The following is a 20,646-nucleotide window of genomic DNA, read 5'->3' on the forward strand; positions in this document are numbered from 1 at the left end:
ATATTATTCCTCCTCAAAGTTAAATGGGTCGCTCACTAACTCATCAATCGTATCTTGTTCAGTTGTGTCATCTATTTCCTTATTAAGCGCACGATTCGCTAATTTTATTTCATCTTGTAAATCATTATATAATGATTGATGGAAACGGACATAGCTCTCTGTAATGGATTCACAAATATTGTCAATTGTCAGAGCACTTTTTTCTAAGATTAAATAGGTTTGTTTATTTTTAGCAACGTGACCGGATATCTCGGTATATTTAGCGGTTAAATCTTCTAATGATGGTAATAATTTATTTAAGAAGATACCTGCTTGAGCTACCCGTTCAGGTTCATTAACAATATCTTTGAAATATTGTTTTGAAACGGCTACTACATTGTGACGATTTTCAATGACTCTTAATTTAGCCACTTTATTCATTTCCACTTCAATATTTTCAATCCGCTCTTTGGCTTCGGCCATTTGTTGACGGAAAAAGATGATTTCTTGTTCAGATAAACCATGTTCACGATAATGATTTAATTTATCTTGAGTCGGTTTAAATTTATAGTTTTTAGGCGCACGATGACGCATAACGAAAAGATCTATCAACCATGCCATTCCAAAGAAAGGTATAGTACAACCAACCACTAAGGAACAAATCATAACAGTTGTGCCAATCATGCCATCTATCGGTCGTGCCGCATAGGTATCAACTCCAGCATAGTAACTGGTCAGTACAACAAATCCCATGCCAATATAATAAATCACTCTTAACCAGTTTTGGTGGAAACGGCGATCTAATAAATCAAACAACCAGGAAATGAGTGCATGTCCCGCAAAAATACCGGTTGATACTACGACGATATTGGTTTCGGGTACATTTGAATAACGACCGAAAATAATCGTAGACAATAAATTCGCAAACAGGACAATAATCAAGGCACCACTTGAAATTTGAGTTACTTTTTTATATTTAAATGTTGCTTGCTTAGTAAAGATACTTGCTAGTAAGGCGAAGTAAATTAACACTAATAATACATAAGGTAATTGATATATCATAAGCATTTTAAAGACCTCCTTTATTCTATATTATTATTATACAGGTTGAAGGTGATTCTTTAATCGGCCTCTAGACCTATTTATCTTTGACGCGATTGATCATTAATCTTAATTGATTCAACGCGTTTTTAGCCGCACGGTCCCTAATAAGCGCCCGGTCGCCAAAGAAGTGATATTCTTTTACTTCAGCTTGCCCCTTATAATAAGTTCCTACATACACTAGGCCAACTGGTTTACCACTTTCATCACTTTCAGGCCCAGCTAAACCCGTCGTCGCGATTGCGACATCAGCATTGAGTCTTTGCGCGACTCCCATGACCATCTCTCTTGCGACTTCACTACTCACAGCACCAAATTGGTTAAGCGTTGATTCTTTCACGCCAACGGTGCTTATTTTTGATTCATTGGAATAACACACAATCCCTTCTTTAAACACTTGTGAAACACCACTTTGTTCAATTAGTAATGACGCTACATCCCCACCTGTTAGTGACTCGGCTACACTAATCGTTAATTGATTGTCAATCAGTGTTCGAGCTAGTACACGATGCATTTCGGTTTGTGTTTCAGATACTTCCGAAGTACCGACTAAATAGATATATTCACCTACCCGTTCTTTAATCGGTTGGAGTGCCGTCTCTATCAAAGATAAGCACTCTGTTTCATTTTCACCTGATGCGGTCACTCTTAATAATACTTCTGCTGTTTTAGCATATAAAGCCATCGTTGGATTCGTTTGTTGATCTAAAATATCTTTAATTTTTGTTTCTAATAATGATTCACCAATTCCAAAAAAGCGAACATAACACGATGCAAAAACTTGATGACTTTTTGATTTCAAATAAGGTTCTACTTGTTCGTGATACATCCGTTTCATTTCTCGAGGTGGCCCCGGCATTAAAATAATTCGCCGTTCGTCTTTATCTAATATTAATCCTGGCGCAGTACCAATCGGATTGTGTAAAATAATAGCGCCTTGTGGCACCATCGCTTGTTTGCGATTATTGTCAGCCAATTGATAATTAGGATTTTTTCCCATTAAATAATCAACAATCTCTTCCCACACAGATTCTTGAAATTCAAGGGGCATTCCCATAAATTCGGCAGCAACATCCCGGGTTAAGTCATCATCAGTAGGCCCTAACCCTCCCGTAATAATAACAGTATCAGCTGCTTCAAAGGCTAATTCTAATGCTCTTTTAAATCGTTCAGGATTATCTCCTACTGTTGTTTGTTTATAAATATTAACCCCAATATTGGCTAATTCATTCGCTAAATAAGCCGCATTGGTATTAATAATATCGCCTAATAATAATTCTGTTCCACATGATATTAATTCTACTTTCATTTCGACACCTCATCTCCTCTATATTATATCAATTTTTTACTGTTCCTTACAAAGTAAATTCATTCGCTAATGGTTAAATTGAAGCTTTCAGCCTCTTCAATGTACTAAGTCACCTAGAGATTAATAATTGCTTTTTTTTGGCTTAATTTGTGTTATCATTACGAAACTTTCAATTCACTAAGGCATCTAGTGACTAGCGATTGTCTTAATAATACAAAAACGGTTAGAACCGAAGTCCTAACCGCATCATTGATTTAATTAAAATTAAGCTTTCTGTACGTTAGCTGCTTGAGGTCCACGAGCGCCTTCTTCAACGTCGAAAGTAACTGATTGACCTTCTTCTAAAGTTTTAAACCCTTCACCTTGGATAGCTGAGAAATGAACAAATACATCATCAGCAGATTCACGTTCGATAAATCCAAAACCTTTTTCTGAATTAAACCATTTAACTGTTCCTTGTTCCATTAATAATGAACTCCTTTGTGCCTATGCACGTAAATATTTATTTCTGTGAATGGTAAAACTAAATATAAATCAACTTTCCCTTATGGTAAAACAAATTATAATTCAAACTTTCCCTTAACAAAAACATAAGTTTATTGTAACACGTTTTCATTTTGTTAACAAGCAATATGGCTTAACTTTAAGAATCCTCTCACATTAAGATGCAAAGTCGATACCATTTCAATGAAAATAAATGCCATCGTAGACGCGTTGAAAAAAAGGCTCAAGTGATTCAATCATTTTTTAAATTAAACTTATCTATTTTCAACTTGGCCAATGTTAGAAAATATCTAGTTTCATCTTTAACTGGTTATCTTTTTAACTACAAGCCTTATCATTTTTTAGTTGTTCTATCGTTAACATTTAGACTCGTATAGCCAATTCAAATTTCTTAAAATTACGTAATCAACCTAATCAAAAATATTAGTAACTTCTCTTAAACTTAAATAATTATCTTGTCCAATAATAATATGATCCAATAATTCAATTCCCATTAAATTACCACACTCAATCATTCGTTTGGTAAAAATTAAATCTGCTTGCGATGGTTCTGGGTCGCCGGATGGATGGTTATGTCCAATAATAATTCGCGCAGTTGGATATTTTACGGCTTCTTTAAATAATTGTGATAGGTAAATTTTTGAAGTTATCACCAATTTTTCCCCCACACCACACGGTACGTGCAGCTTTCACCGCATACCGCGTTCCATCAATTGTGCTTTATATCATACTGTTTTACACAATTGACTGAAGGCTATTCCTCCCTGTGGATTAGACAGATCAAAGGTCATGCCTTCGCTCTCACAGAAGTAAATGACTGTCACCAATCAACTAGTTCAACGAACGTAAATTCTTCCTAGCTTCTGTTTTCAATGTTGACTTATTTCTATCATTTAGGTTAACTTAGATGGCTACTTTCAATAAATAAGTTCGCTATTTCCTGTAAAAATAGAAGGTTTTTCATAGCGAGACTTCTTACTCAACCTCTACTTACTTATTGGTCCACATAACTTCGTTCTCCTCATCTTATTAACCGACTTCCGGCATATCAAATCACTGCTAAATTTTTCTGCCGACTTTACCGCGCTTCATACCATTTATTATTTACGTAACAAATCGCATGGCGGAGCTTAAAGAAAGTATTTCCGGACGTTACCCCTTCATTCTACTTTTCGAAATAAGCCTTCTCTTATAAAAATAAGAGCCTTAGCTTTTCACTAAGGAACATTTCGCACTCTCACGCGGGTGCGCTACTGAACTGTTAACCGTCCCTTTAAAAATATCTTTCCGTCGTATAATCTCATTTTTTGTATTTAAAAAGAGTGCTGTTAAATGTTCTTGATGAAATTGTCTCATCTCGCGCAAAAGCCATTCTCCCACATCCTTGGTCGACGTAATCTTCCCATATTTTGGAATGGTACTAGTCGCAATTCTTAATCCAATCTCCATACTCGCTTTTAGCTCAATGGCCTTTATTGGCCCAATCCCCGGAACACTTTGTAATTCCTCTAAGCTTGCTTGATTTAAACCATATAAAGTTTCAAATTCTTGAATTAAACGCAAAGCCAATTCAATCACATTTTCTTGTCTGGTACCGGTCCGTAATAAGATTGCCAGCAATTCATGATCAGCCAGTGCCTTTTCACCAAAATATAACAAGCGTTCTCGTGGTCTACTTTGTTTGGGGACTTCCTCTATAAATAGATTACGATTTTTACTCACTTCCATATAAAAACTCCTTTCAGTGATAGATACACCAAAAGGAGTTAAAATACTTTAATTCAATCTTTTTTATACGTCACTCAGTACCAGCTCTTTATTTAAGTAATAAGCTCGAACTTGAGCGATAAAGTATAATGAACCTGTCACCACTAATATATCTTGGTCACCTGGCGTAAGTTCATGTTCCCAATCAATACTAAAACGTGTCGGAATATTTATTTCAGGATGTTGTTTAACCAACAATTTAAAATCATCCACTAACATAGAATTTGGATGTTCAAACTCCGTAAAGACGATTTCTGCTAAAGGCATTTTCAATAATAAATTAACGTGCTCTAATTGATTTTTTGTCATGAGACCTGAATATATTAACTTAATCTTTTTGTCTGCTAAATAGGTCTGCATCGTATCTGCCAAAGCATTCAAACCGGCTTCATTATGAGCGCCATCAATGTAAATTAATGGCTGATTACTTAATTTTTCCATCCGGCCAATCCACTTGGTTTCAAATAAGGCTTGGTGTTCGAGCTGAGTATCAATAACATGACCATATTTTCTCATCCAATGTTGGAAAAATAATAACGATAAGGAAGCATTATGAATTTGATGTTTTCCAATCATATTAATACAATAAATATCATGGTTATTGAATTGGAAAATACTGCCTTGGGTTAATGATTGGCTTTGAATTTCATAAGTTGCATCTTGGCCTAATCGATAAAGTGTTGCCCCTTCGATGGCACAAATTCGTTCGATTTCTGCTTCCGCTTCAGTAGGTAATTCACCAATGAAGACATCCGCATTACCATGAATAATACCGGCTTTTTGTTGTGCAATTTCACGATAAGTATGGCCTAATCGTTCCACATGATCTTTGCCAATCGTGGTAATCAAAATATATTTAGAGTCAATCACATTGGTACAATCGTTTAAACCGCCCAATCCAACTTCAATTAAACAAATATCCGGTTGAACTTCATTAAAATATAAAAACATCATCACCGTATAGAGTTCAAAAAATACCAAGCGACTATGCGGTGTCGTGGCCATATACTCATTAAGTTCGACCATTTTATTCACTAAACGAACAACCGTTTCGTCGTCAATTGCTTGTCCATTCAAACTGATACGTTCATTAAATTTCATGATATGTGGTGAGGTAAATCCTCCCACAGAAAATCCGTGTTTCATAAATAGATTTCGTAAATAAGCAGTTACAGATCCTTTGCCATTTGTTCCACCTATATGAATGGTATTTAAACCTTTTTGTGGATTATCAACATAGTCTAATGCGACGAGAATTTTATCCAGTCCTACACGATGTACTTCAGTTTGCTGGTCATCCATCCACTGTATTGCTTCTTCAATTGTTCTTATCAAAGCGTCACCTCTAATCAAATTAATAAAGGAATTGTATCTAATAGGTTCTAATCATCTTATTTGCTATCTTTACGTTTCCATCGCCTATTATACGACATTTCAACAAAAAAAGCGTGGGTTATTGAAAAAATATTTTTCACTTTAAATATTAAACTTAGTTTATGATTGAGTAAGCTTCAATTGTCGATTATCTTACAAATAAACACACACCTAAATAGTATAAAATGATGCTGTTTTCTTAATTGACCGCACAGATTCATAATAACTAGCGAGCGGTTCTAAGCTGTTTTAAGCGGTTTTCTCCATTTCAACAAGCCACTTTATAATCCAATACGCTTAATTAATACCATTCAATCATTATGGGTGTGAACAGACGAAGCAGGAGTAGGTATCCAACAAGTCTTTAAAACGCCGTTTAAGGCCATTCAAACACTGCTCTATTAATGTTCGAGCAAAAACTGAATAGAATTTAAAAGTTTTTTCCCAGCCACTCCTTCTTGCCCAGCCCCAAACAACAAAATTTAGTTTTTTCAAACCTCACCCACCATCAATAGCCTATTGCTAGTGGGGTCAAACCATTTGACCTCTAGTAATTTCACACCATTTGACAAAATGCCTATAAAAATACAAGGCCGAACAGATATAATCTCTGCCCAGCCTTGATTTTAATCACTCTTAGTCGAGTTTGTTTATTCAAATTGTCTTACAAAATTATTTAACAGCTTTAAAGTCTGCTCCTGATTTTTCATACTTAGCAGCTACACCTGTTGCTCGTAAAATAAACTTGATGATTTCAACGAAGACAACGATACTTAGACCCGCTAAAATAACTAATAACCATTGAATACCAGTTAAATCATGAACGCCAAATAATGATTGTAAACCTGGAATTAACACAACCATTAATAATAAAACACCAGAACCAACAAATGCCATATTTAAGTATTTGTTGTTAAATGGATTGGTACTAAATAATGATTGGAATACTGATTTCACATTATAAGAATGGAATAATTGTATCATACCTAATGTTAGGAATGCGACTGTTTCAGCTAAAACATGACGTTCATCCCCTACTAATTGAGTTGGGAATGGTCCATAAGCAGCTAACCAATACATGAATAAGGTAATACCACCCTCTAAAATACCTTGGTAAATAATACTTGGTAAAACACCAAATGATAAGAAACTATCTTTTGATGTACGAGGAGCATGTTTCATTGAACCTTTTTCAGCGCCTTCTAAACCTAAGGCAATCGCTGGAAAGACGTCTGTTACTAAGTTAATCCATAAAATATGAACGGGTTCTAAAATTGTCCAACCTAACATAGTTGCAAAGAATAAAGTAAATACTTCACCTAAGTTAGCAGATAATAAGAATTGAACAGCTTTTTGAATATTCGCAAATACTTTACGTCCTTCTTCTACTGCAACTACGATTGTTTCAAAGTTATCATCCGCTAAGACCATATCTGAAGCACCTTTTGATACTTCTGTACCGGTAATTCCCATACCAACACCGATATCTGCTTGTTTTAATGATGGTGCGTCATTAACACCGTCACCCGTCATTGAAACAACCACATCATTAGCTTGCCATGCTTTGATGATACGTACCTTATGTTCTGGAGAAACACGCGCATAAACAGAGTAATTTGCTACGGTACGTGCTAATTCTTCATCAGAGATTTCATCTAATTGCGCACCAGTTAAAACATGTGTTTCATTATTGGTGTCATTGGCATCTAAGATACCTAAACGTTCTGCAATCGCTTGCGCTGTTACAGCGTGGTCACCGGTAATCATAACGGTACGGATACCCGCTTCTTTAGCCACAGCAATTGCATCGCCTGCTTCTTTACGCTCAGGGTCAATCATTCCTACTAAACCAGCAAAGATTAAATTTGTTTCAATTGTTTCTGATTTAACATCAGCAGGAATTTCATCAATAATTTTGTAAGCACCCGCTAAGACACGTAAAGCATCTTTCGCTAAGTTTGTATTATATTCTAAAATTTCATCTACTTGTTTGTCAGCTAAAGTAGTAACTTCACCATTGTTGTCAACTTGTGTACAACGTTTAATTAATTGGTCCGGTGCCCCTTTAACAGCAACGAAATAACGTCCGTCTTCTAATTGATGAATTGTTGACATTAATTTACGAGTAGAATCAAATGGTACTTCATCGACACGTGGATATTTTGCCAATTCGCCTTTTAAGTCAAATTTTTTGTCTAAAGCATATTTAATCATTGCCGTTTCAGTAGGATCTCCTAATAATTGGCCTTGATCATCAATTTCCGTGTCATTGGCAAATCCGATTGATTTTAATAATGGTGTATTTAAGTCAATCGCTTCACTTGCATCATGCAATTCACCATTATAGTAAACTTTTTCAATCGTCATTTTATTAACAGTAAGGGTACCTGTTTTATCCGAACAGATTACTTGAGTACTTCCTAAGGTTTCAACCGCTGGCAAAGTACGAACTAAAGCATTACGATCAGCCATCGTACGCGTACCTAATGATAAGATAATGGTTGAAATAGCAGGTAAACCTTCTGGAATAGCAGCAACCGCTAATGAAATAGCCACTAATAACATATCCAATGGTAAACGTCCACGTAAAATACCCACTAAGAAAGTAACCGCGGCAATTGCTAAGATTAACACTGTTAAGGTCTTACCTAATTTTTCTTGATCACGTTGTAATGGTGTTAATTGTTTTTCAGTACCTGATAACATGGTCGCAATATGCCCAACTTCAGTTTGCATACCAGTGCCGGTTACGACCCCAACACCACGACCATAAGTAACGTTAGTACTTGAGAACCCCATATTACTACGATCACCAATACCAACCTCATCGTCAGCATCTAAGGTGGCTGCTGCTTTTTCACTTGGAACAGATTCTCCAGTTAAAGCTGCCTCTTCAATTTGTAATGAACTCGCTTCAATTAAACGAACATCGGCAGGAACTACGTCTCCAGCTTCTAGGATAATAATATCTCCGGGTACTAATTCAGGACTTTTAACATTTTTAATGGTACCGTCACGACGGACTTTAGCACTCGGTGAGGCCATTTTACGTAAAGCATCAATCGCTTCTTCGGCTTTTGCTTCTTGGAAAACACCCATTACCGCATTTAAAACCACTACCAATAAGATTATAATGGCGTCAGTTAAACCTTCCATCCCTTCAGCAACAACCGATACTGCCGCTGCCACTAATAAGACGATAATCATAAAGTCTTTAAATTGCTCAATGAATTTTTGTAGCAACGTTGTCTTTTCTTCTGTCTCTAATTCATTGAAACCATGCTCTTCTTGGCGTCTTTTTACCTCAGCTTCGCTTAAACCTTGCGAAACATTCGATTCCAACATTGAGACTACTGAGTCACTAGACTCAAGATATGGGACAAAATCTTTCTTTGTCATGTTTCTCCTCCTAAATTTTAATTTTCATATTCTCATTAGAAGTTCTTTTAAAAAAAAATGAGACTTCTACGCCAATTCACCTAATAGCAATTGAACGCACAAGTCTCACTTTTTAAGTACAGTACCAGCAGATATATCTACTTGACGATGTTGATACTGACAAGGTATTCAAACCTTAAGTTACTCCCTTATGGATATGAAATTATATTATTATTATACCAAATCAACTTCAAATTGCAATTGAAACCTTATTATTTTTATTAATAATTTTCTCGCTTTGATACACTATAACTTAATTGCTTCAATTAAATATCAAAAAATTAAATTGTCAAAAAAGTTCTTTCATCTTAACTTAGTAAGACTTTTCAATGAAAAAAGCGACTGCAAGTCATGAAAACTGTCTACCTTAAGGCACTAAATAGTCAGCTCTATATCGACGCCAGTCGCCCTTACTGAACGATTGACAGCACCAGATAGAACGCTTAATGTTTCTGTCCGGTCAATCTAACCTAAATGAAAACTCAAAAGCAAATTGTGCTAGTTAAATCAAATTGTATTGCTTAAATCAAATCTTGCAACGAAACAATTTGAATACCTTCGGCAATTAATCGTTGATGGATTTGTTTAGCAAACGTTACTGCATTGGGACCATCCCCATGTATACAAATCGAATCAGCTTCAATCGGAATAAAATTACCATTAATACTGGTAACTGTACCTTCTTTAATCATTTGGATAACCCGATTAATTGCATCATCGGGGTCTTCAATCATGGCGCCTGGTAATTTTCGATTCACTAATAAACCTTCATCCGTATAAGCACGATCAGCAAACACTTCCGAAGCAACTTTTAATCCACAAGCCTTTGCGGCTTTTAACATCTCACTACCAGATAATCCTAAGAAAACTAAATTAGCATCAAAACTGGCGACTGCCTCCGCTATGGCCATGGCTAATGATGCATCCTGAGCGGCCATATTATATAAAGCACCATGGGGCTTCACATGATGTAATTTCTTCCCTTTCGCTTTAGCAAAGGCACTTAAAGCACCTAATTGATATAAAACATCATTTCTAGCTTCAGTAGGCGTTATGGTCATGGGGCGTCGGCCAAATCCCATTAAATCGTTTAAACCAGGATGAGCACCAATCGCTACCTCCTCTTTTACCAATAAGTCGACTGTTTTTGCCATGACATTGGGATCAGCGGCATGGAAGCCACAAGCCACATTCGCTGATGAAATGTACTGTGCCAATGCTTGATCAGCGCCAATTTGATAAGCACCAAAACTTTCGCCCATATCAGCATTTAAATCTACTTTTAGCATGTCTCTCCTCCTTCTAATCAAGATGTAACATACGATTCACAAAACCAGTATCCACATTACCTTCAACAAATAATGGATGACGCAATAATTGGTACTGAAAATCTAAATTCGTCTCGACACCTAAAATAACCGTTTCGTCCAGTGCCGCGCGCATCTTCATAATGGCTGCCTCACGGGTTGGTGCATGAACTAAAATTTTGGCAATCATCGAATCATAGTCTGGCGGTATGACATAACCACTGTATAAAGCAGTATCGACTCGCACCCCATTGCCTGCGGGTAAATGTAAATGGGTGACTTTACCTGGATTGGGCATAAAATTCTTTTCAGGTATTTCGGCATTAATACGACATTCAATCGCATGACCAAGTAATTGTACTTCTTCTTGTTTAAAACTTAATTTTTCACCATTGGCGACTCTTATTTGTTCAATAATTAAATCAGTGCCAGTCACCATTTCAGTCACACCATGTTCTACTTGTATACGAGTATTCATTTCCATAAAGTAAAAGTTACCTTCATTATCTAAAATAAACTCTACCGTTCCTGCGTTGACGTAACCAACAGTGGTGGCTGCTAATACAGCTGCTTCATTCATTGCTTGACGGCTTGTATCATCAATTGCGGGTGAGGGTGCTTCTTCGATTAACTTTTGGTGGTTACGTTGGGTAGAACAATCACGCTCACCTAAAGCGACCACATTGCCATGCATGTCGGCAATGATTTGAATTTCAACGTGTTTGGGATTAACGATAAATCGTTCTAAATACATCGCATCACTACTGAAGGAATTAACGGATTCCAGCTGTGCCATATTAAACAAACGTTTAAATTCACTTGGCTCATGGGCTACGCGCATCCCTTTCCCGCCACCACCGGCAGCTGCTTTAATCATAACCGGATAACCGATAATATCAGCTGCTTTTATCGCATCATCCACATCATGAACAGTACCTTCTGTACCGGGAACAATTGGGACTCCAGCAATCTTCATCGTTTGACGGGCATGGGATTTATCTCCCATCTTTTCCATCACATCCCCTTCAGGACCAATGAAAATGACTCCATGCTCTTGACAAAGTCTGGCAAAATTAGGATTTTCTGATAAAAAACCAAACCCAGGGTGAATGGCATCGGCTCCGATATTAATCGCGGCCGTTAAAATACTTTCTTGATTCAAATAACTATTACGTGCGGGACCTTCTCCTATACAGATACGTTGATCAGCCAGTTTAACATGAAGACTATCTTTATCTTCAACAGAATAGATAGCAACACTACGGATTCCCATATTACGACAGGCACGAATGATTCGTACAGCTATTTCACCACGATTTGCTACTAATAATTTTTTAATCATTGTACGACTCCTTCCGTTCCACTGTGATTATATTTTTTTCACGCGGAATAATGGTTGCCCGTATTCGACTTTTTGTTCATTACTTACTAATACGGCATCAATAACACAATCATAGTTGCATTGAATTTCATTCATTAATTTCATCGCTTCGACAATACAGACGGTTTCACCTTTTTTAACAGTATCTCCTACTGACACATAGGCTGGTACATCCGGACCTGAAGCTGAATAAAAAGTCCCGACAATGGGAGAGGTGATATACAAGTCTTGATCTGACTCCTCATTATCAGTATCCTTTTCAGATTTTTCTATTTGAGTGCTAATAGCAGCTGTGGGTTGTCCCATTTCACCTTTGCGACTCATTTTAATTTTAGTGTCACCATCCTCTATCATAAATTCTAATAAAGATGATTCCTCTACAATTTGTACCAATGCTTTAATTTTTTCTAAATCCATTGATTGTTTCCTCCTATTCAAATAACGTCGTCAACCGTTTAGCCACTAAACGCACATCTAACACCTCTTGACAAGGTTGATGGATAGTATGGCGCATTTGACTAAATTCCCGTTGTTCTGCCAATAATAATTGTTGCGCTTTTTCGACTGAAATCGCCTCAAAACGAATTTTATGGTCTGTTTTACGTTGGACTAGTTTCGGGATATCCACCGAAGCAACTGTCGCAATCTTTGCATAGCCTCCGGTAGTTTGACGATCCGCTAACAATATAATGGGTTTGCCATGAGCGGGCACTTGGATAGAACCAAAGGCGGTACCGTCTGAAATGATATCAGCTTTCCCCTTATGGGCAATATAAGGACCATCTAATCGACAACCCATGCGGTCAAAATCACTGGTCACCGTATATTCTTCATTCAAAAAGGTCCTTAATCCATCCGGGGTAAACATATCACTTTGAGGCCCCATCACTACCCGAATGATAGCTTCTTCTTGATCAAATTCATCAATATCTAAAGTCCGTGATAGGAAATAAGGTAGATAGCGTCGTTTTATCCGAAAGCCAATAAAATCATTTTCTTTTAGACGTCGTCCTTTGAAGCCTCCAATCCCGCTTTTAGTATTGGTTGAGCGACTGCCCATCACGACGGGAATGCTTAAATAACTAGAAAAAGCGATATAACCTCTCGTTCCTGTACGGGCTCCTCCAAATGATAAAACATCCCCTTTATAAACATAAATGGCGGTATACATCGGTACTGACTCATCATTAATCTTCGGCTGAAAATCGCCACCGGTAATCGCGATAATGGTTTCGGCTGTAAATTCAAGGGTTGGTCCCGTTAATGCAAATTCTAAAACAGCCTCATTTTCAGGATTATCAATTAATAAATTGGCAATTTTGAAAGAACGAACATCCATGACGCCCGCCACTCCGAATCCTTGACTTTGATAGCCCATTCGGCCAATATCTTGAACCGTCGTATAAATTCCGGCTTTTAATACTCTAATCCCCATGCTTACCCCTCCTCTACGACATTCACTTGATAGTCACCAGCTGCTACTGCGGCTTCAATTTCTTGATAAGTCGCTTGGTCAATTGGTACAAAACGTATATAATCTCCTGCTTCAAACAAAATTGGTTCTTCACGCTCTGGATCATATGTTTTGATTGGCGTACGTCCTAACAATTGCCAACCACCTGGCGATTCTAGGGGATAAATCCCTGTTTGTGAGCCACCAATCCCCACACTCCCTGCTGGGATTGCTTTTCGTGGATTATTTAAACGCGGGGTATGAATCCGCTCATCTAATCCCCCTAGATAGCTAAAGCCTGGTAAGAAACCTAACATATAGATTAAATAGTCGGTTCCAGAATGAATTTGAATTAATTCCTCCTTGGTCAATTGTGCGTTTTTCGCAATAAACTCAATATCAGGCCCATACTCACCACCATAACAAACTGGAATTTCAAAGATGCGTTTTTTTAGTTGGTGATTACTGATTTCAATGGTTAATAAATCTTGAGTTATCTTTTTTAAACGTTGAAAAGTAATAATACGCGGATCATAATTGATTAATAAGCTAGAAAAAGCTGGTATAAAATCAATGACCCCTTCAATTTTTTGATCTTTAGACAATGATACCAAACCGGTAATCTTTTGATTAATTTTCGGATCAATTACAGCTCCCCATTCGACTAACATCGAAGCGTCACCATGTGGTACAATTTTTACTTCGCTCATTTTTTCACCTCATCTGCCATTGCTTTGACTGTTACATTGATAACAGCCTCTCATTAAATCTTCATATTTTAATATTATCATAGATGGGAGTGGACCAGAAGTAGCAAATCAAATGATTTCCGCTTCGTCGACCTATCCCCGCACAGTTGGGAGTAGACCAGAAGAAAAAACGATTGATTTTTGTTTCGTCTGCCGCTCCGCAAAATGGAGTAGGATTCAAACAAGTCATTATGACAACGTTTATAACCACTCAACCACTGTACTATAAATTAACGAGCATTAATTTGACTGAATTTTTCAAGATTATTCTCAGCTACCTTAAGGCGCAGGTTGAGGCCACTCAACCACTGCGCTTTTAATTAGCGAACAATCTCTAGATTAATTTTATCAAGTTTATGCCTATCCTCATTAAGAATATTTAAAGTTACTATCCTCAAAACAAATAAAGGAGTAAGCCTCGGCTCAATACTCCTTTATACTACTTTTAGCCAAATAATTGGCCCAAATTGCCTAACGATAGAATGCCCATATAAGCAGTTAAAATAACCACTATAATCCCTAGTATCCATAAAGCTTTAGGGTGCTTGTAGTTGGGACCCATAATATCTGGATTATTGGCCGCTAATAAACTGATACCTAAGGTAACGGGTAAAATTAATCCATTAAATGAACCGGCGATCACTAATAAGGTCGCAGGATTACCTAAAAAGGCCATTACCAAAGTCGATACTGCAATAAAACCAATAATAACTTGTTTTTCATATTTAGCTACCGATTTACTTAATGTTTTCAAGAAAGAAACAGAGGTATAAGCCGCACCCACAATCGAAGAAACTGCTGCTGATAATAAGACTAAACCAAAGAAACGATAGCCAATTTCGCCGGCTCCTTGTTTAAAGGCATCGGCTGCTGGGTTGTTAGGATCAAGTGAAACACCTTTACTAATCACACCAAAGATAGCTAAGAATAAAAATACACGCACAATCGAAGCAATTGAAATCCCCATAACAGAACTTTGCTTAATATGTGGCAAGTTTTCTTCAGAGGTAATGCCGGCATCAATTAAACGGTGAGCGCCAGCAAAAGTAATATAACCGCCAACTGTTCCTCCTAATAAAGTTAAAATCGCTGTAAATAATGAATCACTCGTTGCTGTAGGAAATAGCGATTCTTTTAATGCTGTCCCAATCGGTGGTTGCACAATGAGAATGACAAGGAAAATAACGACAATCATAATCGCTCCCAATACTTTAGTAAAAGTATCCATCGCTTTCATGGCATCTTTAAGTAAAAAAACCATGATCGCGATGGCGCCAGCTAAAAAGTAACCAAACTGAGTTGGAATCCCTAATAAAGTATTAAATCCTAATGCTCCACCACCTACATTACCAATATTAAAGACTAATCCACCTAATACGACCAGAGCCGCGACAAAATATCCTAGACCTGGTAATACTTTATTCGCGACATCTTGACCACGTAGTCCAGTGACACATAAAACACGCCACACGTTTAATTGCACTATAGCTGCTAAAATAATGGTAATAATAATAACAAAACCAAAGCTACCGTGCAGGTCATTGGTAAATTTAGCTGTTTGCGTTAGGAAACCGGGTCCAATTGCTGAAGTCGCCATAATAAAGGCTGCTCCAATTAAAGCACTTGTTTTCTTCTTCGTATCCATTTGAAATATTCCTTTCTAATATAAAATGATTTAAACTTATTATAATCAAATTTTAATTTATTAGCAAATTCTTTTTAACAACTTGTGTTGCATTATCTAACATCCGCAATAAATTGGCCTGCTTTCTGCTTCTTCAGCCAACAATAACTTAAGTATATTAAAAAAAGATGAGAAGCGTATTCTCATCTTTTAGGACTGTTAATAAAATTTTTATTTTAACTTATTCAAAGTCGCCATCAATAATTTATTTACGACTTGAGGGTTCGCTTGACCACGCGTTTGTTTCATCACTTGTCCAACGAAGAAACCAACTGCACGATCTTTACCATTACGGAAGTCTTCTAATGAAGATTCATTTTTTGCAATGACTTCATCAATAACCGGTTGTAATTTAGCTGGATCACTCAATTGAACCATCCCACGCGCTTCAACGATTTCCGTCGCATCGCCACCTTCTTCAGCTAAAATCTTGAATAATTGTTTGGCGATTTTTGAAGAAATAGTGCCATCTTCAATCAATTGAATCATTTGTGCTAAATTCTTCGGTGTTAACTTGATTTCTTCTAGGGTGGTTTTCTCACTGTTTAAGTAAGCTGACACATCACCCATTAACCAATTAGAAGCTAATTTGGCATCAGCACCATTCGCCACTGTTTGATCAAAGAAATCTGACATTGTTTTCGTTAAAGTCAAGACCATCGCATCATACTCAGGTAAGCCATATTCTTTCGTATAACGTTGACGACGAACGTCTGGCATTTCAGGAATCGTGGCTTTCACCGATTCAATCCATTCTTCATCGATGGTGACCGGTGGTAAATCGGGTTCTGGGAAATAACGATAATCCGCTGCACCTTCTTTAGTACGCATTAAAATGGTTTTACCAGTTGCTTCATCATAACGACGAGTTTCTTGTTGAATTTTACCACCTGCTAGTAATATTTGCGCTTGACGTTTTTCTTCAAACTCTAAACCTTTACGAACAAAGTTAAAACTGTTTAAATTTTTCAACTCTGTTTTGGTCCCAAATGCTTCTTGGCCAAATGGACGAATGGAAATATTACCATCACAACGTAATGATCCCTCTTCCATCTTCACATCCGAAACTTCAGTATACATAATTTTTTCACGTAACGCTTCTAAGAAAGCATACGCCTCTTGAGGAGAACGTATATCCGCTTCGGTTACAATCTCAATTAAAGGTGTTCCTTGACGGTTATAATCCACATAAGAATAGCCGTCAGTACCGTGAGTGTTTTTACCCGCATCTTCTTCTAAATGGACACGTTCAATGCGAATACGACGAGGATGCCCTTCTACTTCGATGTCGATATAACCATTTTGTCCAATTGGATAATCGGCTTGCGAAATTTGGTAAGCTGTTGGATTATCTGGATAAAAATAATTTTTACGGTCAAAACGCATTTCACGATTAATCTCACAGTTTAATGCCAATGAAGCACGCATGCCAAATTCAATGGCACGTTTATTCATAACGGGTAGTGCTCCTGGATAACCCCAGTCTTTTTCATTGGTATTCGTATTCGGTTCGGCACCAAAATGAGCAGGTGACGTACTGAATATTTTAGAATCAGTTTTTAATTCAACGTGGACTTCTAATCCAATAACAGTTTCAAAATTCATTTGTCTTACCTCCTATAATGTTGGTGCTTTTTGAACAAAGTCATGATTTTGTTCAAAATTATAAGCGACTTGATATAAGGTTGCTTCTGCTAATGGTTTAGCCATCATTTGTAAACCAATCGGCAATCCTTCGTGATCAAAGCCAGCCGGTACTGAAATCCCCGGTAAACCAGAGATATTCGCCGTAACAGTTAATAAATCTTCCACATACATTGCGATTGGATCTTTAACCCGTCCACCAATTTCAAAGGCGGTACTGGTTGTAGTAGGTCCCATAATAATGTCATATTCTTCAAAGACTTTATTTAATTCATCTTTAATCATGGTACGCACTTGCGCCGCTTTTTTAAAGAATTTATCAAATTGTCCTGAACTTAATGAATAAGTTCCTAACATAATACGACGTTTCACTTCTTCACCAAAACCTTCAGAACGTGACTTAACATAAACCTCTTCTAAAGTATGAGCGGATTCAGAACGGTAACCATAACGGACGCCGTCAAAACGTTGTAAGTTAGAGGATGCTTCTGCGGAAGAAATAATGTAGTAAACATTAATACCATATTTAATCAACGGTAGCGATACTTCTTCAACAATCGCTCCTTGACAAGTAAAGTAATCAGCTGCTGCTTGCATTGCTTGACGAATATCTTCAGCAATAACCTCGTCCTTATACTCTTTAGGAAAAGCGATTTTCATCCCAGTTAAAGGTTGTCCGATTTTAGCACCATAATTCATTGGTAGATTAGGTAAGCTGGTTGAATCATGACGATCATGTCCAGCAATTACCTCTAAAATCAAGGCATTATCTTCAACCGTTAAGGTCATTGGTCCAATTTGGTCCAATGAAGAACCAAAGGCAATTAAACCATAACGTGATACAGTACCATAAGTAGGTTTTAACCCAACTAAACCATTAAAAGCTGCTGGTTGACGAATAGAACCGCCAGTATCCGTACCTAATGACGCTGGGACTTGACGACTCGCTACGACCGCAGCTGAACCACCTGATGACCCACCCGGTACTCGGTCCAAATTCCAAGGATTGCGTGTTGTTTTAAAAGCTGAACGCTCTGTACTTGCACCCATCGCAAATTCATCTAAATTCACTTTCCCTACAATAATCGCACCTGCATTTTTTAATTTTTCAACAGCTGTAGCATCATAAGTAGGATTGAACTCTTCTAGCATTTTACTGGCTGCCGTGGTTGTTAAATCTTTGGTGACGATATTGTCTTTGATGGCAATCGGAATACCATTTAAAACCGGTGCATCCTCACCATAGCCACGCTCATCAGCGGCTTTCGCATCTGCTAAGGCTGCTTCTTTACTTAAAGCTAAAAAACTTTCAACTTTTGCATCAATGGCTTCAATTTGGTTAAATGTATGTTCCACTAACTCAACCGCTGTAAAATCGCCCGATTTTAGGCCAGCTTTCATTTCTTTAATTGTTGTTGGAAATACCGTCATTTTATGCCTCCTCACTTTCAATAATAGCAGGTACTTTGACAAATCCATCTTGACTTGTTTTGGTGTTTTTCAAGAAGGCTTCACGCTTAGTACCACGAATGACTTCATCTTCACGAAACACATTGATTAAGTCATTGCCATGATAAGTTGGTTTGACACCTGTTGTATCAACCTCTTCTAAATGTTCAACTAATTCTACGATACTATTAAATTCTTTCGCAAAAGTATCTAAACTTGCATCATCAAAAGCGAGTTTCGATAAATTTGCTACACGGATGATTTCTTCACGTTCTGTCATATTAATTCCCCTTTTCTATTGCTCGTAAATATGCGCCGTAAATTGAGTGTTTTCACCAGTACGCGTAATGATCGCTTCTGGACCATGAGCGGACACGATGCTAATTTCTACAGGTATGTTTTCTGGCAAGTTCTTTGTCGCCACATCTGTCACATGTTGTGTTAGAGCGGTGATTTCAGATTGTTGATAGAATTGTGAGACAATTTCAATAGTTAAAGATGCTAAGCCGTTATCAATATATAAAGCTTCGCCTGTCACCCCATTTAAATGTGGAAAGAAGTTGCGCACTTCATCACTAAAATTATCAAAGAATGCATATTGTTCGCTATAATCGCCCGAAGATACTATCGGTAAAGCAACACGATATTCATTTTGTTCAGTCCAATCAGAAATATAATTACCTTCTCGTGAAATACCGTTCATCATATAAGCCCCACCGGCAATTTCATTATTCGCTGTTTGTCTAAATAAGCCAACAACAATCGGCACATTACGTAAGGCTTCGGTATTACGTAAACGTCCTACGATAATATTAGCATATTGACGACCCCGTTCACGCATTTCACCTAAAGAAATTTCCTGTTCATAAGAAACACCTTCATCATCGGTATATTGATACACACTATTCATCGCTAAACCAATCACCACGCCCGCTAATTGATAGCCTTCATCGGTTTCAACCATAATGTTTTTTTCCATTACTTGCGTTAAGTAAATCGGTGTTGAAGTCGAATCAACGATTACTTGATTTTCTTCAGCAGCCATCGTGGTCTCCTCACCTTCGGCCATGGTCGTCTCGGTATCTGGTGCTGTTTCTTCTTCATTGGCCGCCAAGGCTGGGTTGAGCCCTTCCGGATTATCACTCGACTCACGGGCTAGCCAATTCGTCATAGTATCCTCGTCAATAATTTGTCCTTCTTGTAAGAAATATTGATCAGTTGGGAAAATCCCTTTACTAATACGTAAGAGCCCTTCTTCAAAAGCGATTGTATTTCCAGCAGAACTTAAATTAGTATTACTACTGGAAGCAACCCCCATTTCATAGCGACCATCGGTAATAACCGCACGGTAATAATCCATTGAAAGTTGATTAGCAGTCGTTTGAACTGCTACTTGATCGGGTGCTATCGTCTCTTCAACAACTTCCTTATCTAATTCGCTTAAACACCCTGATAGTAAGCCAACAATTGATAATAATGTCGTGACTTTCATTATGCTTTTTTTCAT

The 20,646-nt window shown here is 37.4% G+C and carries 17 protein-coding genes; all 17 read right to left on the reverse strand.

Annotated elements, in window-relative coordinates; translation table 11 throughout:
• Nucleotides 1-3: 3 nt before the first annotated feature.
• On the reverse strand, nucleotides 4-1,047 hold the full coding sequence (locus tag CYJ72_RS02555; protein WP_284630302.1) for a 5-bromo-4-chloroindolyl phosphate hydrolysis family protein: 1,044 nt from the start codon (nucleotides 1,045-1,047) through the stop codon (nucleotides 4-6).
• A gap of 70 nt (nucleotides 1,048-1,117) precedes the next feature.
• On the reverse strand, nucleotides 1,118-2,389 hold the full coding sequence (locus tag CYJ72_RS02560) for a competence/damage-inducible protein A (protein WP_284630303.1): 1,272 nt from the start codon (nucleotides 2,387-2,389) through the stop codon (nucleotides 1,118-1,120).
• 264 nt (nucleotides 2,390-2,653) lie between these two features.
• Nucleotides 2,654-2,854 carry a cold-shock protein gene (locus CYJ72_RS02565; RefSeq protein WP_066123681.1) on the reverse strand — a complete coding sequence of 67 codons (201 nt, stop codon included), beginning with the start codon at nucleotides 2,852-2,854 and terminating at the stop codon, nucleotides 2,654-2,656.
• Between the two features lie 449 nt (nucleotides 2,855-3,303).
• Nucleotides 3,304-3,561 carry a JAB domain-containing protein gene (locus CYJ72_RS02570; RefSeq protein WP_431606500.1) on the reverse strand — a complete coding sequence of 86 codons (258 nt, stop codon included), beginning with the start codon at nucleotides 3,559-3,561 and terminating at the stop codon, nucleotides 3,304-3,306.
• Between the two features lie 538 nt (nucleotides 3,562-4,099).
• Nucleotides 4,100-4,621: a RadC family protein gene (gene radC, locus CYJ72_RS02575; RefSeq protein WP_071408217.1), complete on the reverse strand. Its 522-nt coding sequence runs from the start codon at nucleotides 4,619-4,621 to the stop codon at nucleotides 4,100-4,102.
• 63 nt (nucleotides 4,622-4,684) lie between these two features.
• Complete coding sequence (locus tag CYJ72_RS02580; protein WP_284630304.1) at nucleotides 4,685-5,995, reverse strand: bifunctional folylpolyglutamate synthase/dihydrofolate synthase; 1,311 nt, start codon at nucleotides 5,993-5,995, stop codon at nucleotides 4,685-4,687.
• A gap of 711 nt (nucleotides 5,996-6,706) precedes the next feature.
• Nucleotides 6,707-9,433: a cation-translocating P-type ATPase gene (locus CYJ72_RS02585; RefSeq protein ID WP_284630305.1), complete on the reverse strand. Its 2,727-nt coding sequence runs from the start codon at nucleotides 9,431-9,433 to the stop codon at nucleotides 6,707-6,709.
• A 560-nt stretch (nucleotides 9,434-9,993) separates the two neighbouring features.
• The gene (locus CYJ72_RS02590; protein WP_066123667.1) at nucleotides 9,994-10,761 is read right to left on the reverse strand and encodes a LamB/YcsF family protein; all 768 of its coding nucleotides are present in this window, start codon (nucleotides 10,759-10,761) and stop codon (nucleotides 9,994-9,996) included.
• 13 nt (nucleotides 10,762-10,774) lie between these two features.
• Entirely contained in the window at nucleotides 10,775-12,121 is a 1,347-nt protein-coding gene (accC, locus tag CYJ72_RS02595) for an acetyl-CoA carboxylase biotin carboxylase subunit (RefSeq protein ID WP_101813572.1), read from the reverse strand.
• A gap of 27 nt (nucleotides 12,122-12,148) precedes the next feature.
• Nucleotides 12,149-12,577 carry an acetyl-CoA carboxylase biotin carboxyl carrier protein gene (gene accB / locus CYJ72_RS02600; RefSeq protein ID WP_066123662.1) on the reverse strand — a complete coding sequence of 143 codons (429 nt, stop codon included), beginning with the start codon at nucleotides 12,575-12,577 and terminating at the stop codon, nucleotides 12,149-12,151.
• A gap of 13 nt (nucleotides 12,578-12,590) precedes the next feature.
• The gene (locus CYJ72_RS02605) at nucleotides 12,591-13,595 is read right to left on the reverse strand and encodes a 5-oxoprolinase subunit C family protein (RefSeq protein WP_066123659.1); all 1,005 of its coding nucleotides are present in this window, start codon (nucleotides 13,593-13,595) and stop codon (nucleotides 12,591-12,593) included.
• Nucleotides 13,596-13,597: 2 nt separating this feature from the next.
• Nucleotides 13,598-14,323, reverse strand: a complete 726-nt coding sequence (pxpB, locus tag CYJ72_RS02610; RefSeq protein ID WP_101813573.1) for a 5-oxoprolinase subunit PxpB — start codon at nucleotides 14,321-14,323, stop codon at nucleotides 13,598-13,600.
• 484 nt (nucleotides 14,324-14,807) lie between these two features.
• The gene (locus CYJ72_RS02615; RefSeq protein WP_101813574.1) at nucleotides 14,808-16,007 is read right to left on the reverse strand and encodes an NRAMP family divalent metal transporter; all 1,200 of its coding nucleotides are present in this window, start codon (nucleotides 16,005-16,007) and stop codon (nucleotides 14,808-14,810) included.
• 210 nt (nucleotides 16,008-16,217) lie between these two features.
• Nucleotides 16,218-17,651 carry an Asp-tRNA(Asn)/Glu-tRNA(Gln) amidotransferase subunit GatB gene (gene gatB, locus CYJ72_RS02620; RefSeq protein WP_101813575.1) on the reverse strand — a complete coding sequence of 478 codons (1,434 nt, stop codon included), beginning with the start codon at nucleotides 17,649-17,651 and terminating at the stop codon, nucleotides 16,218-16,220.
• Between the two features lie 12 nt (nucleotides 17,652-17,663).
• Nucleotides 17,664-19,121 carry an Asp-tRNA(Asn)/Glu-tRNA(Gln) amidotransferase subunit GatA gene (gene gatA, locus CYJ72_RS02625; RefSeq protein ID WP_284630306.1) on the reverse strand — a complete coding sequence of 486 codons (1,458 nt, stop codon included), beginning with the start codon at nucleotides 19,119-19,121 and terminating at the stop codon, nucleotides 17,664-17,666.
• 1 nt (nucleotide 19,122) lies between these two features.
• Nucleotides 19,123-19,419 carry an Asp-tRNA(Asn)/Glu-tRNA(Gln) amidotransferase subunit GatC gene (gene gatC, locus CYJ72_RS02630; RefSeq protein WP_284630307.1) on the reverse strand — a complete coding sequence of 99 codons (297 nt, stop codon included), beginning with the start codon at nucleotides 19,417-19,419 and terminating at the stop codon, nucleotides 19,123-19,125.
• Nucleotides 19,420-19,434: 15 nt separating this feature from the next.
• Nucleotides 19,435-20,646: a CamS family sex pheromone protein gene (locus tag CYJ72_RS02635; protein ID WP_101813578.1), complete on the reverse strand. Its 1,212-nt coding sequence runs from the start codon at nucleotides 20,644-20,646 to the stop codon at nucleotides 19,435-19,437.

The sequence above is a fragment of the Globicatella sanguinis genome (assembly GCF_002847845.2).
GTDB classification, from domain to species: domain Bacteria; phylum Bacillota; class Bacilli; order Lactobacillales; family Aerococcaceae; genus Globicatella; species Globicatella sanguinis.